This window comes from Pseudomonas sp. NBRC 111143, from assembly GCF_001320965.1.
Lineage (GTDB): Bacteria > Pseudomonadota > Gammaproteobacteria > Pseudomonadales > Pseudomonadaceae > Aquipseudomonas > Aquipseudomonas machongensis.
The window spans coordinates 1-25,607 of record NZ_BCBT01000014.1; the positions used below are offsets into that span (position 1 = coordinate 1).

Below are 25,607 nucleotides of genomic sequence, written 5' to 3' on the forward strand. Positions count from 1 at the left end.
TTGGCTGTCAAGCGTTTATTTTGAAGTTTTTCGCGAGAAACTCGTTTAGCTTCAAACACTTGACTCGCTGCGATCTCTCGTAGCGGGAGGCGAATCATACAGCACTCGAAGATGCTGTCAACTGCCTTTTTCACCGCTGCCGATCAGGTGACCGAAGCCCTTCACACCTCACCGAACTCGCTTAACTTGTTGATTAACAAGAAGTTTTGCGTTCCGTTTGCTGCGGAAGTGGGGCGCATTATAAGGGGATCTGAGAGGGCGTCAACCTTTTATTTCAAAAAAACGATAAGAATGAAAAGCTTAAGCGCGCCGGCCTATCAGACGGGGCACCCGCCGCCATACCGGTGGGACCCGCATCACCATCAGCAGCGCACCTACACCGGCATAGATAGCCCACTCCTGCAGGTCCGAACGCACAATCCACAGGAAATGCAGCAAGCCCAGGCCAAGGATCACATAGACCAGCTTGTGCAGCTTTTTCCAGCGCGCACCGAGCCGCCTCTGGCTATACCGGTTGGAGGTCACCGCTAAGGCCAGCAGCCCCAGGAAGGCGATAACCCCGACGATGATATAAGGCCGCTTGCGCAACTCGACGCCAAGCTGCCCCCAGTCGAGCCCAAGGATGAAGACCATATAGGCCGTCATGTGCAGGACGATATAGGCAAAACACCACAATCCGAGCTGTCGCCGCGCGACGATCCAACCACCCCACCCCGTCAGACGCTGCAGAGGACTCATGCCCAAGGTCACCAGCAGGAACACCAGCGCACCGAGCCCCAGCCTGTCTACCAGGATTTTCCCCGGATCCGGCCCAAGCAGGTTCGTAGCCGCCTGATACAACCACCAGGCCGGAAACAGACAGCCAACGATGAAAATCGCCAAGCGAAACCAGGGATAACGCATCAGTAGTTCTTCCGAAGGTCGAGACCGCTATAAAGAGAGGCAACCTCCTCCTCATAGCCATTGAACATCTGAGTGGTACGCACATTGGGGCTGAACAGGCCGCTGGGCAGCCGCCGCTCACGCGCCTGGCTCCAACGCGGGTGATCGACCTGCGGATTGACGTTGGCATAGAAGCCATACTCGTTCGGCGCCAGCCCCTGCCAAGTGGTCTTCGGTTGCTCGGCCACCAGACTGATGCGCACGATCGACTTGATGCTCTTGAACCCGTACTTCCATGGCACCACCAGACGCAGTGGTGCACCATTCTGGTTGGGCAGTTCGCGCCCATACATGCCAACCGCCAGGATCGCGAGCGGGTTCATTGCCTCATCCAGGCGCAACCCTTCCACGTAAGGCCAGTCGATCAGGGCAAAGCCCGAGCGCTGGCCCGGCATGCTCTTGGGGTCCTGCAGCGTTTCGAAACGCACATAGCGAGCCTTGGAAGTTGGCTCGACCTGCTTGAGCACCTCGGACAGCGGAAAGCCCAACCAGGGGATGACCATCGACCAGGCCTCGACGCAACGCAGCCTATAGATGCGCTCTTCAAGCTGCAGGGGTTTGACGAAATCCTCCAGCGCGTAACGCCCAGGCTTGCCGACCTCGCCATCGACAACCACGCTCCAGGGTTCGGTCTTGAGGCTACCGGCATTGGCCGCCGGATCGCCCTTGTCGGGCCCGAACTCATAGAAGTTGTTGTAGTGGGTAGCATCCTTGAACGGCGTGATTGTCTCATCCTTGACCGTCACGGCCTGCCAGCACGTCGCACCGAGCTTGTCCTTGAACCAGCCAGGTGTCGAACCCGCGTCCACGTCAGCATAGCGTGAAGCCTCGGCGGCCTGGCCGAGCACGGGCAAAGCGCCCAACGCAAACCCGGCTAGAGAGGCACCCAATACAGAGCGGCGAGAGAGATAGACACTTTCAGGGGTAACGTCCGATTCGTTGCAATCGGACGACTTGGGAAGCTTGATGAGCATGGCGGCTCCACAGCACTGGTGGCGGATGTACCAGTAAGACTATGGAGCCGGAGAGTTATTCCAGCATTAAATCTTTTTTCAGACTTTGCGACGACGACCGCGCAGCAAGTACTGCACTGGGCCTGAAACCGCATAGCCGAGGAAGATCAGCAGCAGAATCCGTGGTGGATCGCTGAACACCACGGCGAACACCAGCACCACGGCCAGGATCGCAACAAAGGGTACGCGCCCCTTGAGATCCAGCTCCTTGAAGCTGTTGTACTTGATATTGCTGACCATCAGCATGCCTGCAGCCGCCACCAGCAGCGCCACCAGGAACGACAGTTTCGAGCCCTGGATACCGTAGTCGCTGAAGGCCCAGACGGTACCCGCCACCACACCTGCGGCAGCCGGGCTGGCCAGACCGATGAAGTAGCGTTTGTCGGCGGTGCCGACCTGGGTGTTGAAACGCGCCAGACGCAACGCTGCGCCGGCCACATAGATGAAGGCGACCATCCAGCCGACCTTGCCCATGTCACCCAATGCCCAACCAAAGGCCAGCAGTGCCGGCGCCACACCGAAGGCAACCATGTCCGACAACGAGTCGTACTCGGCACCGAAGGCGCTCTGCGTGTTGGTCATCCGCGCCACACGGCCGTCGAGGCTGTCCAGGACCATGGCGACGAAGATGGCGATAGCGGCGAAGGCGAAGTACTTGCTCGCCTCTCGCGGGTCGCCTGCGCTCAGGGCGCTCTGCGCACTGATGGAGTTGATGATCGAGTAGAAACCGGCGAACAGGTTGGCGGTGGTGAAGAGGTTGGGCAACAAGTAGATGCCGCGATGCCGGACCTTGCGCCCTTCGGCGTCGTGACCTTCCTCAACATGCTCATCGACAGGTAGCAGGCTTTCGGCGTCGGAGGGCTTGTTCGGCTCTTCGGGACGTTCGCTCATGAAATGCACCTTGCAACTGGGTGGAATAAGTTCGACAGAGGCCGGCGAAACAGGTTCTAACGGCAGGCCTCTGGTCGCTTTATACCAGAAGCTGGCTGCCTAAACGAAAAAACGCGGCCGAAGCCGCGTTTTTAATCTATCGAGGCAAGACTCAGTTCTTGGTCTTGTCGACGATCTTGTTGGCCGAGATCCAAGGCATCATCGAGCGCAGTTGCTCGCCGATGATTTCGATGCCGTGGGCGGCGTTGTTACGACGCTTGGCGGTCATCGAAGGGTAGTTGGTCGCACCTTCGCTGATGAACATCTTCGCGTATTCGCCGTCCTGGATGCGCTTCAGAGCGTTGCGCATGGCCTTGCGGGATTCTTCGTTGATGACCTCAGGGCCGGTGACGTACTCACCGTACTCGGCGTTGTTGGAGATCGAGTAGTTCATGTTGGCGATACCGCCTTCGTACATGAGGTCAACGATCAGCTTCAGCTCGTGCAGGCACTCGAAGTAGGCCATTTCAGGCGCATAGCCTGCTTCGACCAGGGTTTCGAAACCGGCCTTGACCAGCTCGACGGTACCGCCGCACAGAACGGCCTGCTCACCGAACAGGTCGGTTTCGGTCTCGTCCTTGAAGGTGGTTTCGATGATGCCGGTACGGCCACCACCGACGCCAGCGGCGTACGACAGTGCGACGTTCTTGGCGTTGCCCGAAGCGTCCTGGTAGACCGCGATCAGGTCAGGAATACCGCCGCCCTTGACGAACTCGGAGCGCACGGTGTGGCCCGGAGCCTTCGGCGCGATCATGATCACGTCGAGGTCGCCACGTGGAACGACTTGGTTGTAGTGGATCGAGAAGCCGTGGGAGAAGGCCAGGGTCGCGCCTTTCTTGATGTTCGGTTCGATCTCGTTCTTGTACAGGGTGCCCTGGAATTCGTCCGGGGTCAGGATCATGACCAGGTCGGCAGCAGCGACGGCGGTGGCGACGTCAGCGACTTTCAGGCCGTGGGCTTCTGCCTTGGCAACGGTAGCCGAACCTTTACGCAGACCGACGGTAACGTCTACACCGGAGTCTTTCAGGTTGCACGCCTGGGCGTGACCCTGGGAACCGTAACCGATGATGGCGACTTTCTTGCCCTGGATGATGGAGAGGTCGCAGTCTTTGTCGTAGAACACTTTCATGGAAATACCCCTGGTTATATCTCGGCCCCGCAGGACCATCGCTAATTGGTGAAGTTAGATGCTGAGTACTTTGTCGCCACGGGCAATGCCGGTGACGCCGCTGCGCACGGTTTCGAGAATCGAAGCGGTGCCGATCGCCTGGATGAAGCTGTCCAGCTTATCGCTGGTGCCGCTCAGTTGCACGGTATACACACTGGCGGTGACATCGACGATCTGCCCACGGAAAATATCCGTGGTGCGCTTGATTTCGGCGCGCTGGGCGCCAGTAGCCTTGACCTTTACCAGCATCAGTTCGCGCTCGATATGAGCGCTCTCCGACAGGTCGACCAGCTTGACCACCTCTACCAGCTTGTTCAGGTTCTTGGTGATCTGCTCGATCACTTCGTCATGACCCACGGTGGTGAGGGTGAGACGCGACAGGGTCGGGTCCTCGGTCGGTGCAACCGTCAGGCTTTCGATGTTGTAGTTGCGCTGGGAGAACAGACCGACCACGCGCGACAAGGCACCAGGTTCGTTTTCCAGCAGCAGGGAAATGATGTGCCGCATATCAGGTACGCTCCGTCTTGCTCAGCCACATGTCACGCATCGAGCCGTCCTTGATCTGCATCGGGTAGACGTGCTCGGTCCGGTCGACCGCGATGTCGATGAACACCAGGCGGTCCTTCATCGCAAAGGCCTCTTCCAGTTTCGGCTTGAGGTCTTTGAGGCTGGTGATGCGGATACCCACATGGCCATAGGCCTCGGCCAGCTTGATGAAGTCAGGCAGCGACTCGACGTAGGAATGCGAGTGACGACCGTTGTAGGACATGTCCTGCCATTGGCGAACCATGCCCAGCACCCCGTTGTTCAGGTTGACGATCTTCACCGGCAGGCCGTACTGCATGCAGGTGGACAGCTCCTGGATGTTCATCTGGATGCTGCCTTCGCCAGTGACACAGGCCACGTCCTGGTCCGGGAAGTTGAGCTTGACGCCCATGGCTGCCGGGAAACCGAAGCCCATGGTGCCCAGGCCGCCGGAGTTGATCCAGCGGTTGGGTTTGTTGAAGCGGTAGTACTGCGCCGCGAACATCTGGTGCTGACCTACGTCGGAGGTGACGAAGGCATCGCCATGGGTCACTTCGCACAGCGTCTCGATGACCTGCTGAGGCTTGATGACACTGCCGTCGCCCTTGTCGTAAGGGAACAGGCCGCGGTCACCGCGCCACTCATCAATCTGCTTCCACCAGGCATCGAGGGCCGCCTTTTCAGGCTTCTCGCCGATTTCCTTGAGGATGGCCAGCATCTCGCTGAGCACGCTCTCGACCGGCCCCACGATCGGCACGTCGGCCTTGATCATCTTCGAGATCGACGCAGGGTCGATGTCGATGTGGATGATCTTGGCGTTCGGGCAGAACTTGGCCGGGCCGTTGACCACACGGTCATCGAAGCGCGCACCCACGGCGAGGATCACGTCGGCATTGTGCATCGCCAGGTTAGCGGTGTAGCTGCCGTGCATGCCCAGCATGCCGAGGAACTGGCGATCGGTACCCGGGAAGCCACCCAGCCCCATCAGGGTGTTGGTGACCGGCAGATTCAGGGACTTGGCGATTTCGGTCAGGGCTTCGGAGCCGCCACCGAGAATCACGCCGCCGCCGGAATAGACGATCGGACGCTTGGCGGCCAGGAGCATCTCGGCGGCCTTGCGGATTTGGCCGGAGTGGCCACGGACCGCAGGGCTGTAGGAGCGCAGCTTGACCTTTTTCGGGTAGACGTATTCGAACTTCTCGGCCGGGTTGGTCATGTCTTTTGGAATGTCGACCACGACCGGACCTGGGCGACCGGATTGCGCCAGGTAGAACGCTTTTTTCAGAACTTCCGGAATCTCGATGGGGTTCTTGATCATGAAGCTGTGCTTCACGATCGGCCGGGAGATCCCGATCATGTCGGTTTCCTGGAAGGCATCGGTGCCGACCATGGTGCTGGGCACCTGGCCAGACAGGATGACCATCGGGATGGAATCCATGTAGGCGGTGGCGATACCGGTAATAGCGTTGGTCGCACCGGGACCGGAGGTCACCAGGACCACGCCAGCCTTGCCGGTGGCACGGGCGTAACCGTCTGCCATGTGAGTGGCAGCCTGCTCATGACGCACCAGGATGTGCTGGACTTCCGGTTCCTTGAACAGGGCATCGTAAACATGAAGGAGAGCACCGCCAGGGTACCCGTAGATGTGCTTAACGCCTTCGTCACGCAAGAAGCGGACGACCATCTCAGCGCCAGATAAAAGCTCCACGTTGTTCACCTCTAAAACGCCAGAATACCGCCCCATCCGGGCGGGTCTTAATAGGTTTACTGCCAAGCAGAGCATGAGCGAACGTCAGCACTGACTGAGCAAGTATTGGGATCGCCCCAGAGTGTTGCGGGGTTTTCCCACCCAGCGCGAGGTAACGCGTTGCGGGGTGTAGCGAGTCGGCGCGGGTGTGCGCCTCATGATCTGCCTAGCGGGTCTGCTTCTGGCAGTCCCCCTACAGCGGAAACTGGATTCTTCTGATTCGCCGCCCTCAAGTCAAGAAAAATTATTGCCAATTTTTCCCTGAGATGAATTCCCACCACCACGAAAAAGGACACCAGCAGCAGGAAAGTAAAGATTTCCATAAAAAAGGGCCACAATCTGCGGCCCTTGAAGGAAAAAGAGAAGAAATCAGGCTCAAGCGGCGATCAATCGATCGAATGCTGCCAGCAGGCGGCGAAGTTCGCGGCTTTCTTCCGGACGGTCGGTGAAGACCGTCTCGGCCATGATCAGGATCCCAGATGCACTGGGCAGAGGATGGCCATGCTCAAGAATAAGCTTCATCCGCGGCAGGAAAATCCACTGCAGCCACTGCTCGAACGCCAGCGTGTCGACTGCGAACGGTACGGTGCTGGCCAGGGCGCTTTCGCCAGGAGACACCTCGTCCCACCAGCCACGGACCTGAAGCTCGCGCTCGATCAGCAGCAGGTGGTCGGCTATATCGAGAATGCGCTGTTCCATCACGAAGCGGTCCGCGCCTTCTGCCGTGCCAGGGCGGCGCCGGCACTGTCACCCTGCTTCTCGCGAACCTGGGCGATGATGTTCCACAGCTCGGCCTGCAGATCAGGACGACCGTTGGCATACGTCAGTGCCCGGCGAGCGAGTTGCTCGGATTGTGCAGCGTCACCTTGCGACAGACGCACCTGAGCCAGGCGGAACAGCACCTGAGGCTCACGCGGTGCGATGCGCTGGGCACGCTCCAGGCTGGACGAAGCACCGTTGAGGTCTCCGCTGCCCTGCTGCTGTTGGGCGGTTGTCAGCAATGCCAGTACTGGACCGTCCAGCTGCTCATCGGCGGACAACCCGCCCCCATTGCTGCGCGGAATACCGGTAGGCGCACGAGTGGCAGCGGCCGGGGCGCTGTTCATCGACGCGATGTCGAAAGGTTCGTCACCTGCCGGATTAGGGTTGGTGGTGATCGGCCCGCCACTGACCGGTCCCGGGGTGATCGGGCCGGTGCTCAGCGGTGCAGAGCCGGTCTGGGCCGGGAAGGTCTGGATCGGCGATGCGCCCGCGCCCTGCGGGATCATCACCGTGACCCCGGAATCCTCAGGCAGGGACTGGGCCTGGGACGTACCATTGCTGCCGGAGGAGACCGGCGCGCCACGGTTGGCCGAGACACGCTCGCTGTTCGAGACCCGCGTACTCGAATCGACCACCGGAATGGCGCCACGCGGGACGCTGGCGCAGCCGTGCAGCACGGCCAGCGCCGTCAAGGCAGGAAACCACCACTTGTTCACTTCACACCCTCTTCAATACAGGCCGCTCAATTCATCCAGCCCTTGACCCAGTCCATGACCGACTCGGCAGGATTCTGTTCGCCACCGCAAGTCGTACCGGCAGGTGGTTCGCTCCCACGAATATACGGCATCTGCACCGCTCCCGGACAGCTACCGTCGGAGCCCTGGGCGCTGTGCGGATCGATCCAGGCCTTCACCACGTTATCCGGCTGCGGCATGTCCAGCGGCAGCGGGTCGGCCTTGCGCATGAAGCTGGTCCAGACCTGCAACGCGCCGGTGGCGCCGGTGAACGGGGTCTTGCCATTGTCGTCGCGGCCAAGCCAGACCACTGCCAGCAGGTCCTGGCTGAAGCCTGAGAACCAGCTGTCGCGCGAGTCGTTGCTGGTACCGGTCTTGCCCGCCAGCGTCAGATTGTTCGGCAGCACGTTGTACACCGAGCGGCCGGTACCCTCGCGCATCACCCGCTGCATGGCGTTCTGCACCAGGTAGATCGCACCCGGATCGAAGGTCTGCTGGATCTGGAACGGGTAGCGCTTGAGCGGCTCGCCTTCGGCGGTCAGCACGCTGCGAATCCCGCGCATCGGTGTATTGAAGCCGCCGTTGGCGATGGTCTGGTACATGGTCGCGACCTGCATCGGCGACATGCCGCCAGCGCCCAGCAGCATCGACGGGAACGCCGGCCAGTCGACCTTGACACCCAGTCGGCCGATGGTCTTGATGACGTTGGGCACGCCCACCTCAAGGCCCAGCTTGGCGGTGGACAGGTTGTAGGAGTTGGCCAGCCCCTGATACAGGTAGATAGTGCCGTGGGAGCGTCGGTCGTAGTTCTGCGGGCGCCATACCTGGCCATCGGCGCCCTTGACCGAAAACGGTTCGTCCTGCACCCAGCTGGTCAGGGTGTACTTGCTCGGCTGCTCCAGCGCAGTCAGATAGACCGCTGGCTTGACCAGCGAACCGATCGGCCTGACCGCGTCGATGGCGCGGTTGAAGCCGGCGAAGCCCGACTGACGGCTGCCGATCAGCGCCTGCACTTCGCCGGTTTCCGGGTTGGTCACCACCATCGCCGACTCGACCTCGTCGGCGCCTTTGCGGCCGGCCAGGCGCTTGAAGGTTTCACTCATCGCGGTTTCGGCCTTCATCTGCAGGATCGGGTCGAAACTGGTGAAGATACGCAAGCCTTCTTCGGTCAGGTCTTCGTCGCGATAGTCCTGGCGTAGCTGACGCTTGACCAGGTCGAGGAAAGCCGGGAAAGAACTATCGGCCAGGCTGCCGCGCTTGGTCACGCCCAGCGGCATCTTCTTCGCCGCATCGACCACTTCCTGGCTGGCCACGCCCTGCTCGGCGAGCAGGTCGAGCACCAGGTTACGCCGTTGCAGAGCGCGCTCAGGGTAGCGACGCGGGTTGTAGTAGGACGGCCCCTTGACCATACCTACCAGCAGGGCAATCTGGTGCAGCTTGAGCTCCGACAGCGGCTGGCTGAAGAAGAACTGGCTGGCCAGGCCGAAACCGTGCACCGCGCGCTGGCCGTCCTGACCGACGAACACCTCGTTCAGGTAGGCTTCGAGGATCTCGCGCTTGTCGTAGTGCATTTCGAGCAGCACGGCCATCATCGCCTCGGTCAGCTTGCGGCTGAGGCTGCGTTCGTTGGTCAGGAAGAAGTTCTTCACCAACTGCTGCGTGAGCGTGCTGCCGCCCTGGCGCATGGCCCCGGACGAGGTGTTGACCCACACCGCCCGCGCGATCGACTTGGGCGAAACACCGAAGTGGCTGTAGAAGTCGCGGTCTTCGGTGGCGATCAAGGTCTCGAGCAGATATGGCGGCACCTGGTCGATATTGATCAGGATGCGGTCTTCGAGATTCTTCGGGTAGATACCACCGATCATCAACGGTTCCAGGCGCACCACGTCGAGCTTGCCACCGTTGGCCCCTGCCAGCCCCGCGACATAGTCGCCGGAGAAACGTACACGCACGAACTGCGCAGGCTCCATGCCCTCGTAGAACTGGAAGCCTCGGGTATTGAGATCGACGTTGCCGCCGTTGACCGAGGCCTCGCCGGGGCCATTGGCCGTTGCCTCGCGGCGGTAACCCAGGGCATCGAGTTCGGTGAGGAAGTCGTCCTTGCTCAGCTTCTGGCCGACGAACAGCTCCAGCGGCCGGGCATACACCTTGGCCGGGATGGTCCAGCGCTTGCCGGAGAACTTCTCCTGGACGACGGCATCGAGGTAGACCGCAAAGCCGGCGATCACCACCAGGCCGACCAGGCTGAGCTTGAGAGCCCAGCCCAGCCAGGCGCGGGAGCGGCTGGGCGGAAGTTTCTTGGGGGTTCGGGAATTTCGGGTACGAGTCATGGCGGCGGATTATACGCACTTTGCAAAGGCAGGGGACGCCCTCCAGCGGTAGGCAGGGGCGGCTCCATTGACCATAATGTCGCCTTCGAATTCCCTGACCCCGGAAGGATCTCCGTGAGCCAAGCCCTGATCAGCGCGCTGCAGAACCCCGCCCTCTACCCCCACGCCGTAGAAGGCTTCCAGCTCATCGAGACGCACATCTCCTGGGTTCTACTCACTGGCGAATACGCCTACAAGATCAAGAAGCCGATGAACTTCGGCTTCCTCGATTTCACCGGCCTGGACCAGCGCCAGCATTTCTGTAACGAAGAATTGCGCCTGAACCAGCGCCTGACCGAAGGCCTGTACCTGGAAGTGCTGCCGATCACCGGCAGCGCCGAAGCACCGCAGCTCGGCGGCGAAGGTGAGCCGATCGAGTTCGCCCTGAAGATGCGCCAGTTCCCCCAGGGTCAGATGCTCAGCACCCTGCAAGCCAACGGCGAGCTGAACGCCGGCCACATTGACCAGATGGCCCGGCAGATCGCCGAATTCCACCTGCAAGCGCCGAAAGTGCCGGTCGATCACCCGCTGGGCACGCCGGAAGCAGTAATGGCGCCGGTCGAGCAGAACTTCGAGCAGATCCGCCCGTTCCTTACTGACAAGGCCGACCTGCAGCAACTCGACGCCCTGCAAGCCTGGGCCCGCAGCAGCTTCGAACGCCTGCATGGCCTGCTCGAGGCGCGCAAGGCCAATGGTTTCATCCGCGAGTGCCACGGCGACATCCACCTGGGTAACGCCACCCTGATCGACGGCAAGGTGGTGATCTTCGACTGCATCGAATTCAACGAGCCGTTCCGCCTGACCGATGTGTACGCCGACACCGCTTTCCTGGCCATGGACCTGGAAGACCGCGGCCTGAAATGCCTGGCCCGGCGCTTCGTCAGCCAGTACCTGGAACTGACCGGCGACTACGAAGGCCTGGAACTGCTGAATTTCTACAAGGCCTACCGTGCCCTGGTACGCGCCAAGGTCGCTCTGTTCAGCCTGTCGCCCGATGCCGATGGCGTGCAGCGCGCCACGACCCTGCGCACCTATCGCAACTACGCCAACCTGGCAGAGAGCTACAGCGCCATCCCTTCGCGCCTGCTGGCCATCACCCATGGCGTATCCGCCGTCGGCAAGAGCCATGTGGCGATGCGCCTGGTCGAGTCGCTGGGGGCGATCCGCGTACGTTCGGATGTCGAGCGCAAGCGTCTTTACGGCGAGCAGCAGGCGCAGAACTCCGGCCAACTGCAAGCAGGCATCTATGACCAGGATGCCAGCATCGGCACCTACCAGCGCCTGAATGAGTTGGCCGCGACCATCCTGCGCGCCGGCTTCCCGGTCGTGCTCGATGCCACCTACCTCAAGCGCGAGCAGCGCAAGGCGGCAGCTGAAGTTGCCAACAGCACCGGCGTCCCTTTCCTGATCCTCGACTGCCAGGCGCCCGAAGCGGTCATCACCAGTTGGCTGGAGCAGCGTCAGACAGAAAATGTCGATCCGTCCGACGCCACCCTGGAGGTGGTCAAGGCCCAGCAAGCCAGCCGCGACCCATTGGACGAAGAGGAGGCCGTGCACGGCAAGCGGGTCGACACCCATGAAAGTGCCAGCATGAACCAACTCATCGAGCAGATCCGCCAGCGCCTGCCTGGTCTCTGACCTGCAAGGCGTGAAGCAGTCCACAGTTCGCGCCTGAACTTCGGCGCCACCTCAGTGATGGCATTACAATATCATCACAACCCTGAGGAGGCGCCGTCATGAACCAGCCCCGGCAACTGGACAACGCCCTGTACACTCTGGTGCGCGAGGAACAGATCGCCACCTTCAACCGCGAGAAGCCTGACGACGGCCCCATCGATTTTCGCGGTGGTGATTTCCGAGGCCTTGACCTGCGCAACCTCGACGTACGCGGTATCGATTTCACCGACGCCTACTTCCATGCAGCCGACCTGCGCGGGCTGGATCTGCGCGAAACGGGCATGGAAGGTGCCAGCATTTCCCACGCGCAGATCTCCGGGACCTACTTCCCGGGCGACCTGAGCGCCGATGAAATCCTCATGTCCCTGAAGTTCGGTACGCGCATGCGTTATCGTCCGAAGGGCTGAGCCTGACATTTCTGAACACAGCATCCCGTCGCCCTCACATGGCAAAAGGCCGCGTATTCGCCCAGCCCCGCTACACTCCTCTCTGACCTGCTCGCGATTTATCCACAGACCCGTTCGGCCATCGCAAGGAGGCTCGATGAACGATGAGTTGCAGCATCTGAAGAATCTAGGCAAGACCTCTGCGCAATGGTTGCATGCCGCCGGTATCCACAGCGCTTCGGATTTGCGCCGCCTGGGCGCGGTCGGCGCTTACCAGGCCGTGAAAACACGGGGCTTCCGTGCCTCGAAAGTGTTGTTGTACGCCATTGAGGGCGCACTGCTGGATATGCATTGGAACGATCTGCCCGCCGAACGCAAGCAGGCACTGAACCAGCAACTGGACGCCAAGACCCCCCCGCAAAAAAAAGCAGAATAATCGAAGAAAGGGTATTGACCTCTAAATGAGAATCGTTATGATTATCACAACTGGTCGCGAGACTGGTTGGATAAACTGAAAGCCCCTGGTTCGGACTCTCAGATTATCTCCTCATCAGGCTAATCACGGTTATTGACCCGGCAATTTGCCGGGTCTTTTTTTGCCTGCAGGTTTGCAGGCAAATATCCTGAGCGGCGCGTGATGACTACCCGCCGCGCAACTGAGCACAGTAATCCTGTTCAGGCAGTGCCGCGGTGTACCACACGTAGTCCGCCATCCCTGCCTCGACCTTCTGCCCGACTTCGGCCAACAACAGCACACGGGTATCGCCTTGCGCCTGCAGATCGATCAAATGCAACGGCACACCCAAGTCCTTGCGCGCGTGGTAGGCGCCGGCCAGCAAGAGTGCAGGCTGCGGTGCCGCGAGCAGACGCTCGGCCATGTGTCGGTCCCTTTGCTGCTGGATGACCAGCATGGCCGGCAACTGGCTTTCCGGCAGCAATCCGCAATGGCCCTCGCGCACTTGCTCCAGCAAGGCAGCCTTCACCTGCGGGGCATTCGACCGCTCGCCGCTCAGCACGGGCTGTCGGCGATAGGCCCCACGCATTGCCTCGGGGCTCAGGTCGCCAGCCAACAAAACCCCAGGGCCTTTCAGGGCCTCGCGCACGATCGGCGCGTACATCTGCCAATCCCAACCCTGCTGCCAGTCCAGTGCTGCGGGCAAATCGCTCGGAAGCTGCGCCTGACGCTGCACCTTGTCGATCAGCGGCTGCTGGGCAGGCTGGAGCATCTCCAGCACCACGCTGCCTTGCGGCCTGGCGGTCTGCAAAGCCTGCAGCAGCCATCGCTGCAGCGCATGGTGATCGGGGTTGTCGTGTTTTTCCCCGACCAGTATTCGCGGCACATCGCTCAATGCCTGAACCAGCTCATCGGGCGTCAGGACACGCCCACTGGGCAATGCCTGTATCTGACCGAGCGCTGGCTCTTCCAGCCCTTGGCTACTCTGCCAGGCTGGCAACTCTGGCAATGCAGGTCGATGTACCTGGCAACCCGAAATCGTCAAGAACACGCTCATCGACAGGCCGAACAGCAAGGCATAGCGCATCGAGGGCTCCTAGCGGGTGATGATCAGCGGGTGGCCACGCTCCGGATGGGGCTGCACGAGCACATCGATACCGAAGACCGCCTTGAGCGCCTGCGGAGTCAGCACCCGGGCCGGTGTATCGAGCGCGTGGCTGCGCCCCTGTTCCAGCAGCAGAATAGCGTCACAGTAGCGCGCGGCAAGGTTCAGGTCGTGCAGGATCACCAGCACTGCCGCACCGCGGTCGGCAAAACTGCGCACCGCCTGCAACGTGGTGTGCTGGTGCAACGGATCGAGGGCCGAGGTCGGCTCATCCAGCAGCAGCGTCGCCCCCTCCTCCCCTGGCCACAGCTGCGCCAGCACCCGGGCCAGGTGAACACGCTGACGCTCGCCGCCGGACAACGCGAGGTAACTGCGTTCGACCAGGTGCCAGGCATCGGCCGCCTTAAGTGCCGCCTCAACGATCTCCCGGTCGCGCTGTTGGCCACTACCGTGGGGCAACCGGCCCAGGCCCACCACTTCTTCGACATTGAAGGCAAAACCCAGGCTGGACACCTGCGGCAACACCGCCAGACGTCGCGCGCGCTCCTGCCCCGGCCAGTGTGCCAACGCCCGCCCTTGCAGCAGGACTTGCCCCTGGCTCGGCGCCAGCTCGCCACACAATGCCCCCAGCAAGCTGCTCTTGCCCGCCCCGTTGGGGCCGAGCACACCCAGGACCTGCCCAGGTCTGAGATGCAGGTCGATACCGTGCAGCACCTCGGTGCTGCCGCGTTTGAGCGACAAGCCTTTGACTTCGAGCATCAGCGCCCCCTCCTGACCAGCAGGAACAGGAAGAACGGAGCACCAATGAAGGCCGTCACGATCCCGATCGGCAGCTCCGCGGGTGCCAACGCCAAGCGTGCCACCAGATCAGCGAACAGCAGCAGAGTGCCCCCCGCCAGCAACGACGCGGGCAACAGCACGCGATGATCAGGCCCCGCAACCAGACGCACCAGGTGCGGAACCACCAGGCCAATGAAGCCGATCAGGCCCGCTGCCGCCACTGCCGCGCCAACACCCAGGGCAGTGCAGAACACCAGTTCGCGCTTGAGCCCTTCTACATCGATGCCCAGGTGACGCGCCTCGGACTCACCTAGCAACAACGCGTTCAACGCCTGCGCCCGCCGCGGCAGCCACAAGGTTACCCCCAGAGCCACCAGCAGCAGTGGCCACAGGCGCTGATAGCTGGCGCCGTTGAGGCTGCCCAGGTTCCAGAACGTCAGAGTGCGCAAGGTGGCGTCGTCGGCCAGGTAGGTGAACAACCCGACCGCCGAGCCGCCGAGGGCGGTCATGGCGATACCGGCCAGCAGCATGGTAGCCACGTCGGTTTGCCCATTGCGCCGCCCCAGGCGATAGACCAATGCCGTAACACCAAGCCCGCCGATGAAGGCACAAAGCGACAGCAGGTAGGGTGCGAACCACTCCGGTATGCCCCCCAGCCAGGCACCGCCGACAATGGCCACGGCGGCGCCGAGCGCCGCGCCGCTGGCAACCCCAACCAGGCCAGGATCGGCCAGCGGGTTGCGAAACAGCCCTTGCATGGCCACCCCGGACAGCGCCAGCACCGCACCGACGGCCAGCCCCAGGAGCGTGCGCGGCAAGCGAATCTGCCCGAGAATCAGCTCAGCTTGCTCAAGACCCTCTCGCTCGACGGGCATCCCCAGCAGCCGCAATCCGGCGCGCAGGATATCGCCCAGCGGCAGGCTGACCGGCCCCAGCGCCAGCGACAGCCACACCGCCAGCAGGCACAGGAATGTCAGACCGATGAACAGCGTACGCGGCTGGACCCGCTGCTTCATTGGCTGAGGCTGGCCTTGGCTGCGGGATAGAAGGCACCAGCCAGCTCATGCAAGGTAGCCGGCAGCCGCGGGCCGAGGCCACCGACCAACAGCGTCGGATCGAGTGACACCAGGCGCTTGTCGCGCACCGCACGCGAAGCGGCCAACGCCGGGTTTTCCTTGAGCAGGGCCTTGAGCGCCTGCTCGCCGTCCAGTGCCCGATCGGAAAACACCACGACATCCGGGTCCAACGCTGCCAGCGCTTCGACGGAGAAGTTCTTGTAACCCCGGTGATCCGCCAGGTTGCGCGCACCAGCCTGGCGCAACAGCCAGTCGCCTGAAGTGCCCTGCCCCGCGATCAACGGCTTGGCCCCGGCATGTCCGACCAGCAGCAACACGCCTGGAGCCTTCTGACCGGCCTGGGCCTGCTTGATCTTTGCCTGCAGCGCATCGAGCTGCTGGTGGTAGCGGGTGCTCAACTCACTGGCTTTGCGCTGCGCACCGAGCAGCTCGCCCAGGTGCTTGAGATTCTCGTCCACTGCCGCCAAGTCAGCCTCGCTGGAGAACAACTCGACACGCACACCAGCCCCGCGCACCTGCGCCAGCACCGGCGGCGGCCCCATCTCCTCGGTGCCGACCAGCACATCCGGACGCAGGCTGAGGATACCCTCGGCCGACAGTTGACGTTGGTAGCCGATGCTCGGCAGGGCCTTGAGCGACTGCGGATGCTGGCTGGTTGTGTCGACGCCGACCAGACGCGCCTCGCCGCCCAGGGCGCTGATCCATTCGCTCAGCGCGCCCCCGGCGCTGACCCAGCGCTGCGGTAAGTCGGCGGCCAGCAACGGGGAAGAAAGGACAAGACCAGCGCACAAAGCGATCAGGGCAACAGGACGGCGCATCATCGGGTTCCTTTGCAGAAGGCGGCCAGACACCTTGTGGCACCTGACGGAACTGCGCACCATGGACGGGCTGGCGCAGTGGATGCGGGCAATTTGATAATTATTCGCATTGAAGCGTCAAGCCACCATTGGTTTCAAGAGTCTTATCTGCAATGCATTTCCTCTGCTCCTCCCAAGCCCTCGCCGAAGGCGGTAGCCGCGCCTTCAGCGTAGCCGGTGAAACGCTGTTCGGCGTGCGCCGCCAGGGCCAGGTGTACCTGTACCGCAACTACTGCCCACACCGCGGCATCACCTTGAACTGGGCGCCGGACGGTTTTCTCGATGACAGCGCCAGCCTGATTCATTGCGCCCACCATGGCGCGCTGTTCCTGATCGAGTCCGGCGAATGCGTGTCGGGCCCCTGCGAGGGCGAATCGTTGCAGGCCCTGGACTGCCACGAAGACAGCCAGGGCATCTGGCTCAAGGATTGAGCAATACCGGCAGGCGGCGATCGATGACGATCTGCTCGGCGTCAAGGCGTGCCCCATAGGCCAGCACCTCGACACCATCGGCCACCGCATCGCGCAGTGCCTGGGCATAGCCGGGGTCGATCTCTTCGGCCGGACGTACCGCCTCGATGCCGGTGAGGTTGACGCAGTACAACTGCACGGCGCGAACACCCTGGCGGGCCAGTGCGGCGAGCTCGCGCAGGTGCTTGGCGCCGCGTTGGGTCACCGCGTCAGGAAAGGCCGCCACCGCCGTATCGGGATAGCCCAGGGTCACACTCTTGACCTCGACATAAGCCGGGCCATCGGCGAACTCCAGGCGAAAATCCACGCGACTGCGCTCTTCGCCATAGGCCACCTCACGCTTGAGCGCGGTGAACCCGGCCAACTCGGTGATCACGCCCGCGCGCAGGGCTTCCTCGACCAAGGCATTGGCCCTGCCGGTATTGACGCAGGCCATGCGCCCCTGGGGCGTTTCGCTGATCTCCCAGGTGCCCGGCAGCTTGCGCTTGGGGTCGTTGGAACGACTGAACCAGACCTGCCCGCCGTCGCGCATGCAATTGAGCATCGAGCCGGTATTCGGGCAGTGGATGGTCATCTGTTCGCCATTGGCCAGCTCGATGTCGGCCAGGAAGCGCTTGTAGCGGCGCAGCAGACGCGCCTGTTCGAGTTCGGGAAAAAACAGCATCAGGGTTGCCAGCTCCGCAGGCCACGGGCGATGCGCTGCACCGCTTCTTCCAGGCGCGCCAGGCTCTGGGTGTAGGCAAAGCGTACGTGATGCCCAGCCTGGTGACGGCCGAAGTCCAGCCCTGGCGTAAAGGCCAGGTGCTCGGTTTCCAGGAAATGGCGGCAGAAGGCGAAGGCATCGCCGCCGAAAGCACTGATGTCGGCATATAGATAGAAGGCGCCCTGCGGCTCCACGGCGATGCCGAAACCGAGCTCGCGCAAGGCGGGCAGCAGGTAGTCGCGGCGCCGGGCGAACTCGGCGCGGCGTTCTTCGAAAATGGCCAGGGTGCCGGGCTCGAAGCACGCCAGCGCAGCATGCTGGGCCATGCTCGGCGCGCTGATGTAGAGGTTCTGCGCCAGCTTTTCCAGATCAGCCACGGCCGAAGGCGGCGCCACCAGCCAGCCGAGACGCCAGCCGGTCATGCCGAAATACTTGGAAAAACTATTCAGGACGAAGGCGTCGTCATCCACCTCCAGTACGCTCGGCGCGTCCATGCCGTAGGTCAGGCCATGGTAGATCTCGTCCACCACCAGGTGCCCATGATGCTCACGGGTGGCCCGGGACAAGCTGGCCAGGGCCTCACGGTCGAGCACGGTGCCGGTCGGGTTGGCGGGCGAAGCCACCAGCGCACCCACGGTATCCTTGTCCCAGTGCCGCTCGACCAGGTCGGCGGTGAGCTGGTAATTCACCTCCGGCCCCACCGGCACCAGTTGCGCGCCACCTTCGACCAGGCGCAGGAAATGGCGGTTGCACGGGTAGCCTGGGTCGGCCAGCAGCCAGTGCTTGCCCGGATCCACCAGCAGGCTGCTGGCCAGCAGCAGCGCGCCGGAACCTCCAGGCGTCACGAGGATTCGCTCGGGATCCACCGCCAGGCCATAACGCTGGCCGTAGAAACCTGCGATCGCCTCGCGCAACGCAGGCAGGCCACGGGCGGCAGTGTAGCGGGTGTGCCCTGCCGCGAGCGCGGCCTGCCCGGCTTCGACGATCGGCGCGGCCGTGGTGAAGTCCGGCTCGCCGATCTCCAGGTGGATCACATCATGGCCAGCCGCCTGCAGCTCGTTGGCACGCGCCAGCAGCGCCATGACATGGAAGGGTTCGATGGCGCGGCTGCGCGCACTGTAGGAGTGGGCCATGACCTTCTCTCAATTGAGTCTAAACTGGTGATTCTACTGTCGAGAAACACCGAACGGGCGACGCGGGCTGCTGTCAATACCTCGGATCGGGCGGGGTAGCGCACCCCCGATCTATCTGGTAAGTTCGGCGGCTCGCAGTCGCAGGGCCGGCGGTCGCCGGAGATGGAGCATCCTGCGCATTGGATCAGATGAGTGAGAGGCGGTCTATTCATGTCCACCGTAGAAAAGCAGAAAACCAATCAGACCATGTACGGTGTCGAGCCCTATAAGGAAACCAAGGGTGAAGAGTACATGGGCGAACCCATGCGCAAGCACTTCACCAAGCTACTGGGCGCATGGAAGCTCGAGCTGATGACCAGTGTCGATCAGACCGTGACCCATATGAAGGACGAAGCCGCCAACTTCCCGGACCCTGCGGACCGCGCGAGCCAGGAAGAAGAGTTCGCTCTGGAGCTGCGTAACCGCGACCGTGAACGCAAGCTGATCAAGAAGATCGACAAGACCTTGCAGAAGATCCAGGACGAAGAATACGGCTGGTGCGACTCCTGTGGCATCGAGATCGGCCTGCGCCGACTGGAAGCCCGTCCCACCGCAGACCTGTGCTTCGACTGCAAGGAAATTGCCGAGAAAAAGGAAAAGACGGTCGGCAAAGGCTGATCCTTCTTCCCTTCGAACGGGGCGCATCGAGCGCCCCGTTTCATTTATATGCCCAGCACATCCATGAACGACTCCCGCTATATCGGGCGATTCGCCCCCACCCCCAGTGGCTTCCTGCATTTCGGCTCGCTGGTCGCCGCCCTCGCCTCCTGGCTCGATGCCCGCGCCGTCGACGGGCGCTGGCTGCTGCGCATGGAGGACACCGATCCGCCCCGGGAAATGCCCGGTGCCCGTGACGCCATCCTGCAGACCCTCGAACGCTACGGCCTGGAGTGGGATGGCGAAGTGGTGTTCCAGAGCCAGCGTCATGAGGCCTACGCCACGGTGGTCGATCGCCTGTTCAGCATGGGCCTGGCCTACGCCTGCACCTGTTCGCGCAAGCAGTTGGAAGGGTATGGCGGCATCTATCCCGGTTTCTGCCGCAACGCTGGCCATGCCCGCGAAAATGCCGCCATCCGAATTCGGGTGCCCGAACTGCTCTACCGCTTCAACGACCGCGTACAGGGGGAATACCAGCAGCACCTTGGACGCGAGGTGGGGGATTTCGTCATCCAGCGCCGCGACGGGCTGTATGCCTATCAACTGGCAGTGGTGCTGGACGATGCCTGGCAAGGCGTGACCGACATCGTGCGCGGCGCCGATCTGCTCGACAACACCCCGCGCCAGCTGTACCTGCAGGAACTACTGGGGTTCTCGCAACCGCGCTACCTGCACATTCCGCTGATCGTGCAGCCTGATGGACACAAGCTGGGCAAATCGTACCGTTCACCACCGCTGCAGGCGGACCAGGCCACACCGTTGCTGCTGCGCGCGTTACGGGCACTGGGGCAGGCGAGTGACCCGGCGCTGGAAGGCGCCAGTGCGGCAGAGGTACTGGCGGTGGCGCGCAGGCAGTGGAAACCTGAGGCGATTGCGCGGCGATTGACGGTGCCGGAAGCAGATCTGCGCTGACGCGGCCGGCCCTCTCGCGAGGCAAACTCTGCACGATTCAAAACCCCAAGAAATTCAAACTCTTGGCGAACACCCCAGAATCCCGCTAGCATCGCCCCGGCCATTTGCGCCAATAATAAGAAGCTCAAATCCGCAGCGCCCTGCCATCGAGGCCCGCATGTATATCTATCGCTTGGTCCTGCTTCTGGTCGTGGGGATCTATCTGTTCTCCCCGGCCATCATGGACTGGTGGATCGAACCGACCGGAGCCTGGTACCGCCCGTATCTGCTCTGGCTGATCCTGATCGTCGTCACCTTCATCCTGCAGAGCCAACGAGATGCCGATGAGCTTTAGCCTGACCCAGATGATCCTGATCAGCGCCGCCTACCTGCTGGTGCTGTTCGGCGTGGCCTGGGTCAGCGAACGCGGGTTGATCCCGCGCTCGGTCATCCGCCACCCCCTGACCTACACCCTGTCGCTGGGCGTCTATGCCAGTGCCTGGGCGTTCTATGGTTCGGTAGGCCTGGCCTACCAGTACGGCTACGGCTTCCTCGCCTGTTACCTGGGCGTGTCCGGCGCCTTCCTGCTGGCACCGGTACTGCTCTACCCGATTCTCAAGATCACCCGCACCTACCAGCTCTCCTCACTGGCCGACCTGCTGGCGTTCCGTTTCCGCAGCACCTGGGCCGGTGCCCTGACCACGGTGATCATGCTGATCGGCGTATTGCCGTTGCTGGCCCTGCAGATCCAGGCGGTGGCCGATTCCATCAGCATCCTGACCGGCGAGCCGGTCAAGGCGCGCGTGGCCTTCGCCTTCTGCGTACTGATCATCCTCTTCACCATTTTCTTCGGCTCACGCCATATCGCCACCCGCGAGAAGCACGAAGGCCTTGTGTTCGCCATCGCCTTCGAGTCGGTGATCAAGCTGCTGGCCCTGGGCGGCATCGGCCTGTACGCCTTGTACGGGGTGTTCGGTGGTCCGCACGAGCTGGAAGTCTGGCTGCTGCAGAACCAGACGGCACTGGCCGCGCTGCACACGCCGTTGCAGGAGGGACCATGGCGCACGCTGCTGCTGGTGTTCTTCGCCTCGGCGATTGTCATGCCGCACATGTACCACATGGCCTTCACCGAGAACCTCAGCCCGCGCTCGCTGGTCAGTGCCAGCTGGGGCCTGCCGCTGTTCCTGCTGCTGATGAGCCTGGCGGTGCCGCTGGTGCTATGGGCTGGCCTGCGCCTGGGTGCGAGCACCAACCCGGAATACTTCACCCTGGGCCTGGGCATCGCCGCCAACAACGAGGCCCTGGCCTTGCTCGCCTATGTCGGCGGTCTGTCAGCGGCCAGCGGCCTGATCATCGTCACCACCCTGGCACTCTCGGGCATGGCCCTCAACCACCTGGTGCTGCCGCTCTACCAGCCCCCTGCCGAGGGCAACATCTACCGCTGGCTGAAATGGACGCGCCGCGCGCTGATCGTCGCGATCATCACTGCAGGCTTCGTCTTCTACCTAACCCAGAATACCCACCAGAGCCTGGCCAACCTGGGCATCGTCGCCTTCGTCGCCACGCTGCAGTTCCTGCCGGGCGTACTTTCGGTACTGTACTGGCCAACCGCCAATCGACGCGGCTTCATCGCCGGCCTGCTGGCCGGCACACTGGTGTGGATGGTCACCATGCTCCTGCCGCTGCTGGGCAATGTGCAGGGCTTCTACATCCCGCTGCTGAACATGATCTACGTACTGGACGACACCAGCTGGCACATGGCGGCCATCGCCTCGCTGGCGGCCAACGTGCTGCTGTTCACCCTGATCTCGCTGTTCACCAACGCCAGCAGCGAGGAGGTCAGCGCCGCCGAGGCCTGCGCAGTGGACAATGTGCGCCGCCCGCAACGTCGCGAACTGCATGCGGCCTCCCCCCAGGAGTTCGCTACCCAACTGGCCAAGCCACTGGGCGCCAAGGCCGCGCAAAAAGAAGTCGAGCAGGCCCTGCGTGACCTCTACCTGCCCTTCGACGAACGCCGCCCCTACGCCCTGCGTCGCCTGCGTGACCGCATCGAGGCCAACCTCTCGGGACTGATGGGTCCCAGCGTAGCCCAGGACATGGTCGAAACTTTCCTGCCCTACAAGTCCGGTAACGAGAACTACGTCACCGAAGACATTCACTTCATCGAAAGTCGTCTCGAGGACTACCACTCGCGCCTGACCGGCCTTGCCGCCGAGCTCGATGCCCTGCGCCGCTACCACCGGCAGACATTGCAGGAACTGCCCATGGGTGTCTGCTCGCTGGCCAAGGACCAGGAAATCCTGATGTGGAACAGGGCCATGGAGGAGCTGACCGGCATCGCCGCCAAGCACGTGGTCGGTTCGCGTCTGGTGACCATCGCCGAACCTTGGCGCGGGTTGCTGCAAGGCTTCATCGACCTTCCCGACGAGCACCTGCACAAGCAACGCCTGGCCCTCGATGGCCAGCCGCGCTGGCTCAACCTGCACAAGGCGGCCATCGACGAGCCGCTGGCCCCGGGTAACAGCGGCCTGGTGCTGCTTGTCGAAGACCTCACCGAGACCCAGGCCCTGGAAGAGAAGCTGGTGCACTCCGAGCGTCTGGCCAGTATCGGCCGCCTGGCTGCGGGCGTGGCCCACGAGATCGGCAACCCGATCACGGGCATCGCTTGCCTGGCGCAGAACCTGCGCGAGGAACGCGAAGGCGACGGCGAGATCATCGAACTGTCGAGCCAGATCCTCGAACAGACCAAGCGTGTCTCGCGCATCGTCCAGTCGCTGATGAGCTTCGCCCACGCAGGTGGCAGCCACCAGAATACCGAAGAGCCCGTGTCGCTGGCCGAGGTCGCGCAGGATGCCATCGGTCTGCTGGCGTTGAATCGGCGCAATTTCGAAGTACAGTTCTTCAATCTTTGCGACCCGGACCACTGGGCCGAAGGTGACCCGCAACGCCTGGCCCAGGTGCTGATCAACCTGCTGTCCAACGCCCGCGACGCCTCGCCACCCGGCAGCGCCGTGCGTGTGCGCAGCGAAGCGAGCGAGCATACCGTCGACCTTATCGTCGAAGACGAGGGCAGCGGTATTCCGAAGAACATCATGGATCGCCTGTTCGAGCCCTTCTTCACCACCAAGGACCCTGGCGAGGGAACCGGACTGGGGCTCGCTCTGGTCTATTCCATCGTGGAAGAGCATTATGGGCAAATCACCATCGACAGCCCGGCCGATCTCGATCGGCAACGTGGCACACGGATCCGCGTGACCCTGCCCCGGCATGTCGTAGCGACGTCCCCTGAAATTCGAGACCGTCGAGAGAATTGAATCAATGCCGCACATTCTGATCGTCGAAGACGAAACCATCATCCGTTCGGCCCTGCGTCGTCTGCTCGAGCGAAACCAGTACCAGGTCAGCGAAGCCGGCTCGGTGCAGGAAGCCCAGGAACGCTTCAGCATTGCCACCTTCGACCTGATCGTCAGTGACCTGCGCCTGCCCGGGGCACCGGGCACCGAGCTGATCAAGCTCGGCCAGGGCACGCCGGTGCTGATCATGACCAGCTACGCCAGCCTGCGCTCGGCGGTCGACTCGATGAAAATGGGTGCGGTGGACTACATCGCCAAGCCTTTCGACCATGACGAGATGCTCCAGGCTGTCGCGCGCATCCTGCGCGACCGGCAGAATGCCCCGGTCGCCACTGCGGCCACGGCCGACGTGCGCAGCAACGGCAAAGCACCAGGGGCTGAAAAGCAGACCGGCGCCTCGGCCAACGGCGAGATCGGCATCATCGGTTCCTGCCCCCCTATGCAGGACCTGTACAGCAAGATCCGCAAGGTCGCCCCTACCGACTCCAATGTCCTGATCCAGGGCGAGTCCGGTACCGGCAAGGAGCTGGTCGCCCGTGCCCTGCATAACCTCTCGCGACGCGCCAAGGCACCGATGATCTCGGTGAACTGCGCGGCCATCCCGGAAACGCTGATCGAATCCGAGCTGTTCGGCCATGAGAAAGGCGCCTTCACCGGCGCCAGCGCTGGCCGTGCCGGCCTGGTCGAGGCAGCGGACGGCGGCACCCTGTTCCTGGACGAGATCGGTGAACTGCCGCTGGAGGCCCAGGCTCGACTGCTGCGTGTACTGCAGGAAGGCGAGATCCGCCGAGTCGGCTCGGTACAGTCGCAAAAGGTCGATGTGCGCCTGATTGCCGCGACCCACCGTGACCTGAAGAACCTGGCCAAGTCCGGCCAGTTCCGCGAAGACCTTTATTACCGCCTGCACGTCATCGCCCTGAAACTGCCCGCCTTGCGCGAGCGCGGCAGCGACGTCAACGAGATTGCCAATGCCTTCCTCGCCCGACAGAGCGCACGCATCGGCCGTGACGACCTGCATTTCTCCAGCGATGCCGAGCAAGCCATCCGCCATTACAGCTGGCCGGGTAACGTCCGTGAGCTGGAGAATGCCGTCGAGCGCGCGGTCATTCTCAGCGAAAGCCCGGAAATATCCGCCGACCTGCTGGGCATCGACATCGAACTGAGCGGCCTGGAAGACGACGACCTGCTCGACAGCCTGCCGGTGGTCGCCGGTGTCGGTGGTAACAACGCCAGCCACGAGCCGACAGAAGACCTGTCGCTGGAGGATTACTTCCAGCACTTCGTCCTCGAACACCAGGACCACATGACCGAGACGGAGCTGGCCCGCAAGCTGGGTGTGAGCCGCAAGTGCCTGTGGGAGCGTCGCCAGCGCCTGGGGATTCCGCGGCGAAAGAGCAACGTCGCCAGCGAAAACTGATACCTCCACAGCTCTATAGCGCCGACCCTGGGTCGGCGCTTTGCATTCAGGGGCCAGCCCCCGATGACACCTGCCCCCTCATCAGGCGGTAACACCGGTTACCATGAAAAATCTGTTACCTCAGCCGCCCGCGACGTAACAAACCGAGGCATACGGTAACGAAATTTCTACATTCCCCCGCCTTTCGGACTGAACGAAATTCCGCAAACCCTTGATTTCATTGGATTTGAAAAAGTTGGCACGCCACCTGCTATATCTTTCGTACAAGAACAATAACAAGCACTGCTACTCAGAATAAGAACAAGACGAAACGGCTCACGCATAACAAGAACAAGACGGCGGAGGCGCAGCTAACTGATTCTTTTGGAGAGGAGTTGTGTTTGGGGCTTGCCCCACAACCAGGCAGAGAACAACAAAAA

At 62.4% G+C, this 25,607-nt stretch carries 24 protein-coding genes; 9 read left to right on the forward strand and 15 right to left on the reverse strand.

From position 1 onward, the window contains the following. Positions 1-300: 300 nt before the first annotated feature. The 9 genes from msrQ to mrcB all read right to left on the reverse strand — a co-directional run bounded on the left by msrQ (position 301) and on the right by mrcB (position 10,151). A complete protein-coding gene (msrQ, locus tag APH44_RS10205) occupies positions 301-903 on the reverse strand; it encodes a protein-methionine-sulfoxide reductase heme-binding subunit MsrQ (protein WP_054892578.1) in 603 nt (200 codons plus the stop codon). After that, entirely contained in the window at positions 903-1,916 is a 1,014-nt protein-coding gene (gene msrP, locus APH44_RS10210; protein ID WP_054892579.1) for a protein-methionine-sulfoxide reductase catalytic subunit MsrP, read from the reverse strand. The genes msrQ and msrP overlap by 1 nt, the downstream gene beginning before the upstream one ends. Positions 1,917-1,994: 78 nt before the next feature. Then, complete coding sequence (gene pssA, locus APH44_RS10215) at positions 1,995-2,846, reverse strand: CDP-diacylglycerol--serine O-phosphatidyltransferase (RefSeq protein ID WP_054892580.1); 852 nt, start codon at positions 2,844-2,846, stop codon at positions 1,995-1,997. A 151-nt stretch (positions 2,847-2,997) separates the two neighbouring features. Continuing rightward, positions 2,998-4,014 (reverse strand): ketol-acid reductoisomerase, encoded by a 1,017-nt coding sequence (ilvC, locus tag APH44_RS10220; protein WP_054892581.1) that lies wholly within the window; start codon positions 4,012-4,014, stop codon positions 2,998-3,000. Positions 4,015-4,068: 54 nt separating this feature from the next. Then, the gene (ilvN, locus tag APH44_RS10225; RefSeq protein ID WP_003250040.1) at positions 4,069-4,560 is read right to left on the reverse strand and encodes an acetolactate synthase small subunit; all 492 of its coding nucleotides are present in this window, start codon (positions 4,558-4,560) and stop codon (positions 4,069-4,071) included. A gap of 1 nt (position 4,561) precedes the next feature. Beyond that, positions 4,562-6,286: an acetolactate synthase 3 large subunit gene (locus APH44_RS10230; RefSeq protein WP_054892672.1), complete on the reverse strand. Its 1,725-nt coding sequence runs from the start codon at positions 6,284-6,286 to the stop codon at positions 4,562-4,564. 414 nt (positions 6,287-6,700) lie between these two features. Then, entirely contained in the window at positions 6,701-7,027 is a 327-nt protein-coding gene (locus APH44_RS10235) for a YqcC family protein (RefSeq protein ID WP_054892582.1), read from the reverse strand. Then, positions 7,024-7,803, reverse strand: a complete 780-nt coding sequence (locus tag APH44_RS10240) for a M48 family metallopeptidase (RefSeq protein WP_054892583.1) — start codon at positions 7,801-7,803, stop codon at positions 7,024-7,026. The genes APH44_RS10235 and APH44_RS10240 overlap by 4 nt, the downstream gene beginning before the upstream one ends. A 26-nt stretch (positions 7,804-7,829) precedes the next feature. Continuing rightward, positions 7,830-10,151, reverse strand: a complete 2,322-nt coding sequence (mrcB, locus tag APH44_RS10245) for a penicillin-binding protein 1B (protein ID WP_054892584.1) — start codon at positions 10,149-10,151, stop codon at positions 7,830-7,832. A gap of 114 nt (positions 10,152-10,265) precedes the next feature. Between mrcB and APH44_RS10250 the strand changes: the two genes are divergently transcribed. The 3 genes from APH44_RS10250 to APH44_RS10260 all read left to right on the forward strand — a co-directional run bounded on the left by APH44_RS10250 (position 10,266) and on the right by APH44_RS10260 (position 12,689). Next, on the forward strand, positions 10,266-11,828 hold the full coding sequence (locus tag APH44_RS10250; RefSeq protein WP_054892585.1) for a bifunctional aminoglycoside phosphotransferase/ATP-binding protein: 1,563 nt from the start codon (positions 10,266-10,268) through the stop codon (positions 11,826-11,828). A gap of 98 nt (positions 11,829-11,926) precedes the next feature. Further along, positions 11,927-12,274, forward strand: a complete 348-nt coding sequence (locus tag APH44_RS10255; protein ID WP_054892586.1) for a pentapeptide repeat-containing protein — start codon at positions 11,927-11,929, stop codon at positions 12,272-12,274. 136 nt (positions 12,275-12,410) lie between these two features. Continuing rightward, positions 12,411-12,689 (forward strand): TfoX/Sxy family protein, encoded by a 279-nt coding sequence (locus APH44_RS10260; RefSeq protein WP_054892587.1) that lies wholly within the window; start codon positions 12,411-12,413, stop codon positions 12,687-12,689. A 205-nt stretch (positions 12,690-12,894) separates the two neighbouring features. Here APH44_RS10260 and APH44_RS10265 read toward each other — a convergent pair whose 3' ends face one another. From APH44_RS10265 to APH44_RS10280, 4 genes are read right to left on the reverse strand one after another with little or no spacing between them, the layout of a single operon-like run. Next, a complete protein-coding gene (locus APH44_RS10265; protein WP_054892588.1) occupies positions 12,895-13,794 on the reverse strand; it encodes a ChaN family lipoprotein in 900 nt (299 codons plus the stop codon). Positions 13,795-13,803: 9 nt separating this feature from the next. Beyond that, positions 13,804-14,571 (reverse strand): heme ABC transporter ATP-binding protein, encoded by a 768-nt coding sequence (locus APH44_RS10270; protein ID WP_054892589.1) that lies wholly within the window; start codon positions 14,569-14,571, stop codon positions 13,804-13,806. Continuing rightward, positions 14,571-15,554: an iron ABC transporter permease gene (locus APH44_RS10275; protein WP_172964835.1), complete on the reverse strand. Its 984-nt coding sequence runs from the start codon at positions 15,552-15,554 to the stop codon at positions 14,571-14,573. Before APH44_RS10275 ends, APH44_RS10270 begins: the two co-directional genes overlap by 1 nt. Positions 15,555-15,604: 50 nt before the next feature. Then, positions 15,605-16,489, reverse strand: coding sequence for a hemin ABC transporter substrate-binding protein (locus tag APH44_RS10280; RefSeq protein WP_054892591.1), 885 nt, complete (start codon positions 16,487-16,489; stop codon positions 15,605-15,607). 149 nt (positions 16,490-16,638) lie between these two features. Here APH44_RS10280 and APH44_RS10285 point away from each other — a divergent pair, with 149 nt between their 5' ends. Beyond that, on the forward strand, positions 16,639-16,956 hold the full coding sequence (locus tag APH44_RS10285; protein ID WP_054892592.1) for a Rieske (2Fe-2S) protein: 318 nt from the start codon (positions 16,639-16,641) through the stop codon (positions 16,954-16,956). Here APH44_RS10285 and sfsA read toward each other — a convergent pair. Together sfsA and APH44_RS10295 are read right to left on the reverse strand one after the other, a co-directional pair. Then, entirely contained in the window at positions 16,946-17,659 is a 714-nt protein-coding gene (gene sfsA, locus APH44_RS10290) for a DNA/RNA nuclease SfsA (RefSeq protein ID WP_054892593.1), read from the reverse strand. The two genes, APH44_RS10285 and sfsA, sit on opposite strands and share 11 nt — an antisense overlap. Next, positions 17,659-18,831 carry a pyridoxal phosphate-dependent aminotransferase gene (locus APH44_RS10295; protein ID WP_054892594.1) on the reverse strand — a complete coding sequence of 391 codons (1,173 nt, stop codon included), beginning with the start codon at positions 18,829-18,831 and terminating at the stop codon, positions 17,659-17,661. Before APH44_RS10295 ends, sfsA begins: the two co-directional genes overlap by 1 nt. A gap of 210 nt (positions 18,832-19,041) precedes the next feature. On the opposite strand from APH44_RS10295, the gene dksA reads away from it, so the two are divergent. From dksA to APH44_RS10320, 5 genes are all read left to right on the forward strand, one after another. Next, positions 19,042-19,488: an RNA polymerase-binding protein DksA gene (dksA, locus tag APH44_RS10300; protein WP_054892595.1), complete on the forward strand. Its 447-nt coding sequence runs from the start codon at positions 19,042-19,044 to the stop codon at positions 19,486-19,488. Between the two features lie 63 nt (positions 19,489-19,551). Further along, on the forward strand, positions 19,552-20,439 hold the full coding sequence (gene gluQRS / locus APH44_RS10305; protein ID WP_054892596.1) for a tRNA glutamyl-Q(34) synthetase GluQRS: 888 nt from the start codon (positions 19,552-19,554) through the stop codon (positions 20,437-20,439). A gap of 157 nt (positions 20,440-20,596) precedes the next feature. Continuing rightward, entirely contained in the window at positions 20,597-20,773 is a 177-nt protein-coding gene (locus APH44_RS29705) for a hypothetical protein (protein ID WP_003250005.1), read from the forward strand. Continuing rightward, complete coding sequence (locus tag APH44_RS10315) at positions 20,757-23,732, forward strand: sensor histidine kinase (RefSeq protein WP_162714346.1); 2,976 nt, start codon at positions 20,757-20,759, stop codon at positions 23,730-23,732. Before APH44_RS29705 ends, APH44_RS10315 begins: the two co-directional genes overlap by 17 nt. Positions 23,733-23,736: 4 nt before the next feature. Next, positions 23,737-25,188, forward strand: coding sequence for a sigma-54 dependent transcriptional regulator (locus tag APH44_RS10320; RefSeq protein ID WP_054892598.1), 1,452 nt, complete (start codon positions 23,737-23,739; stop codon positions 25,186-25,188). Positions 25,189-25,607: the final 419 nt, after the last annotated feature.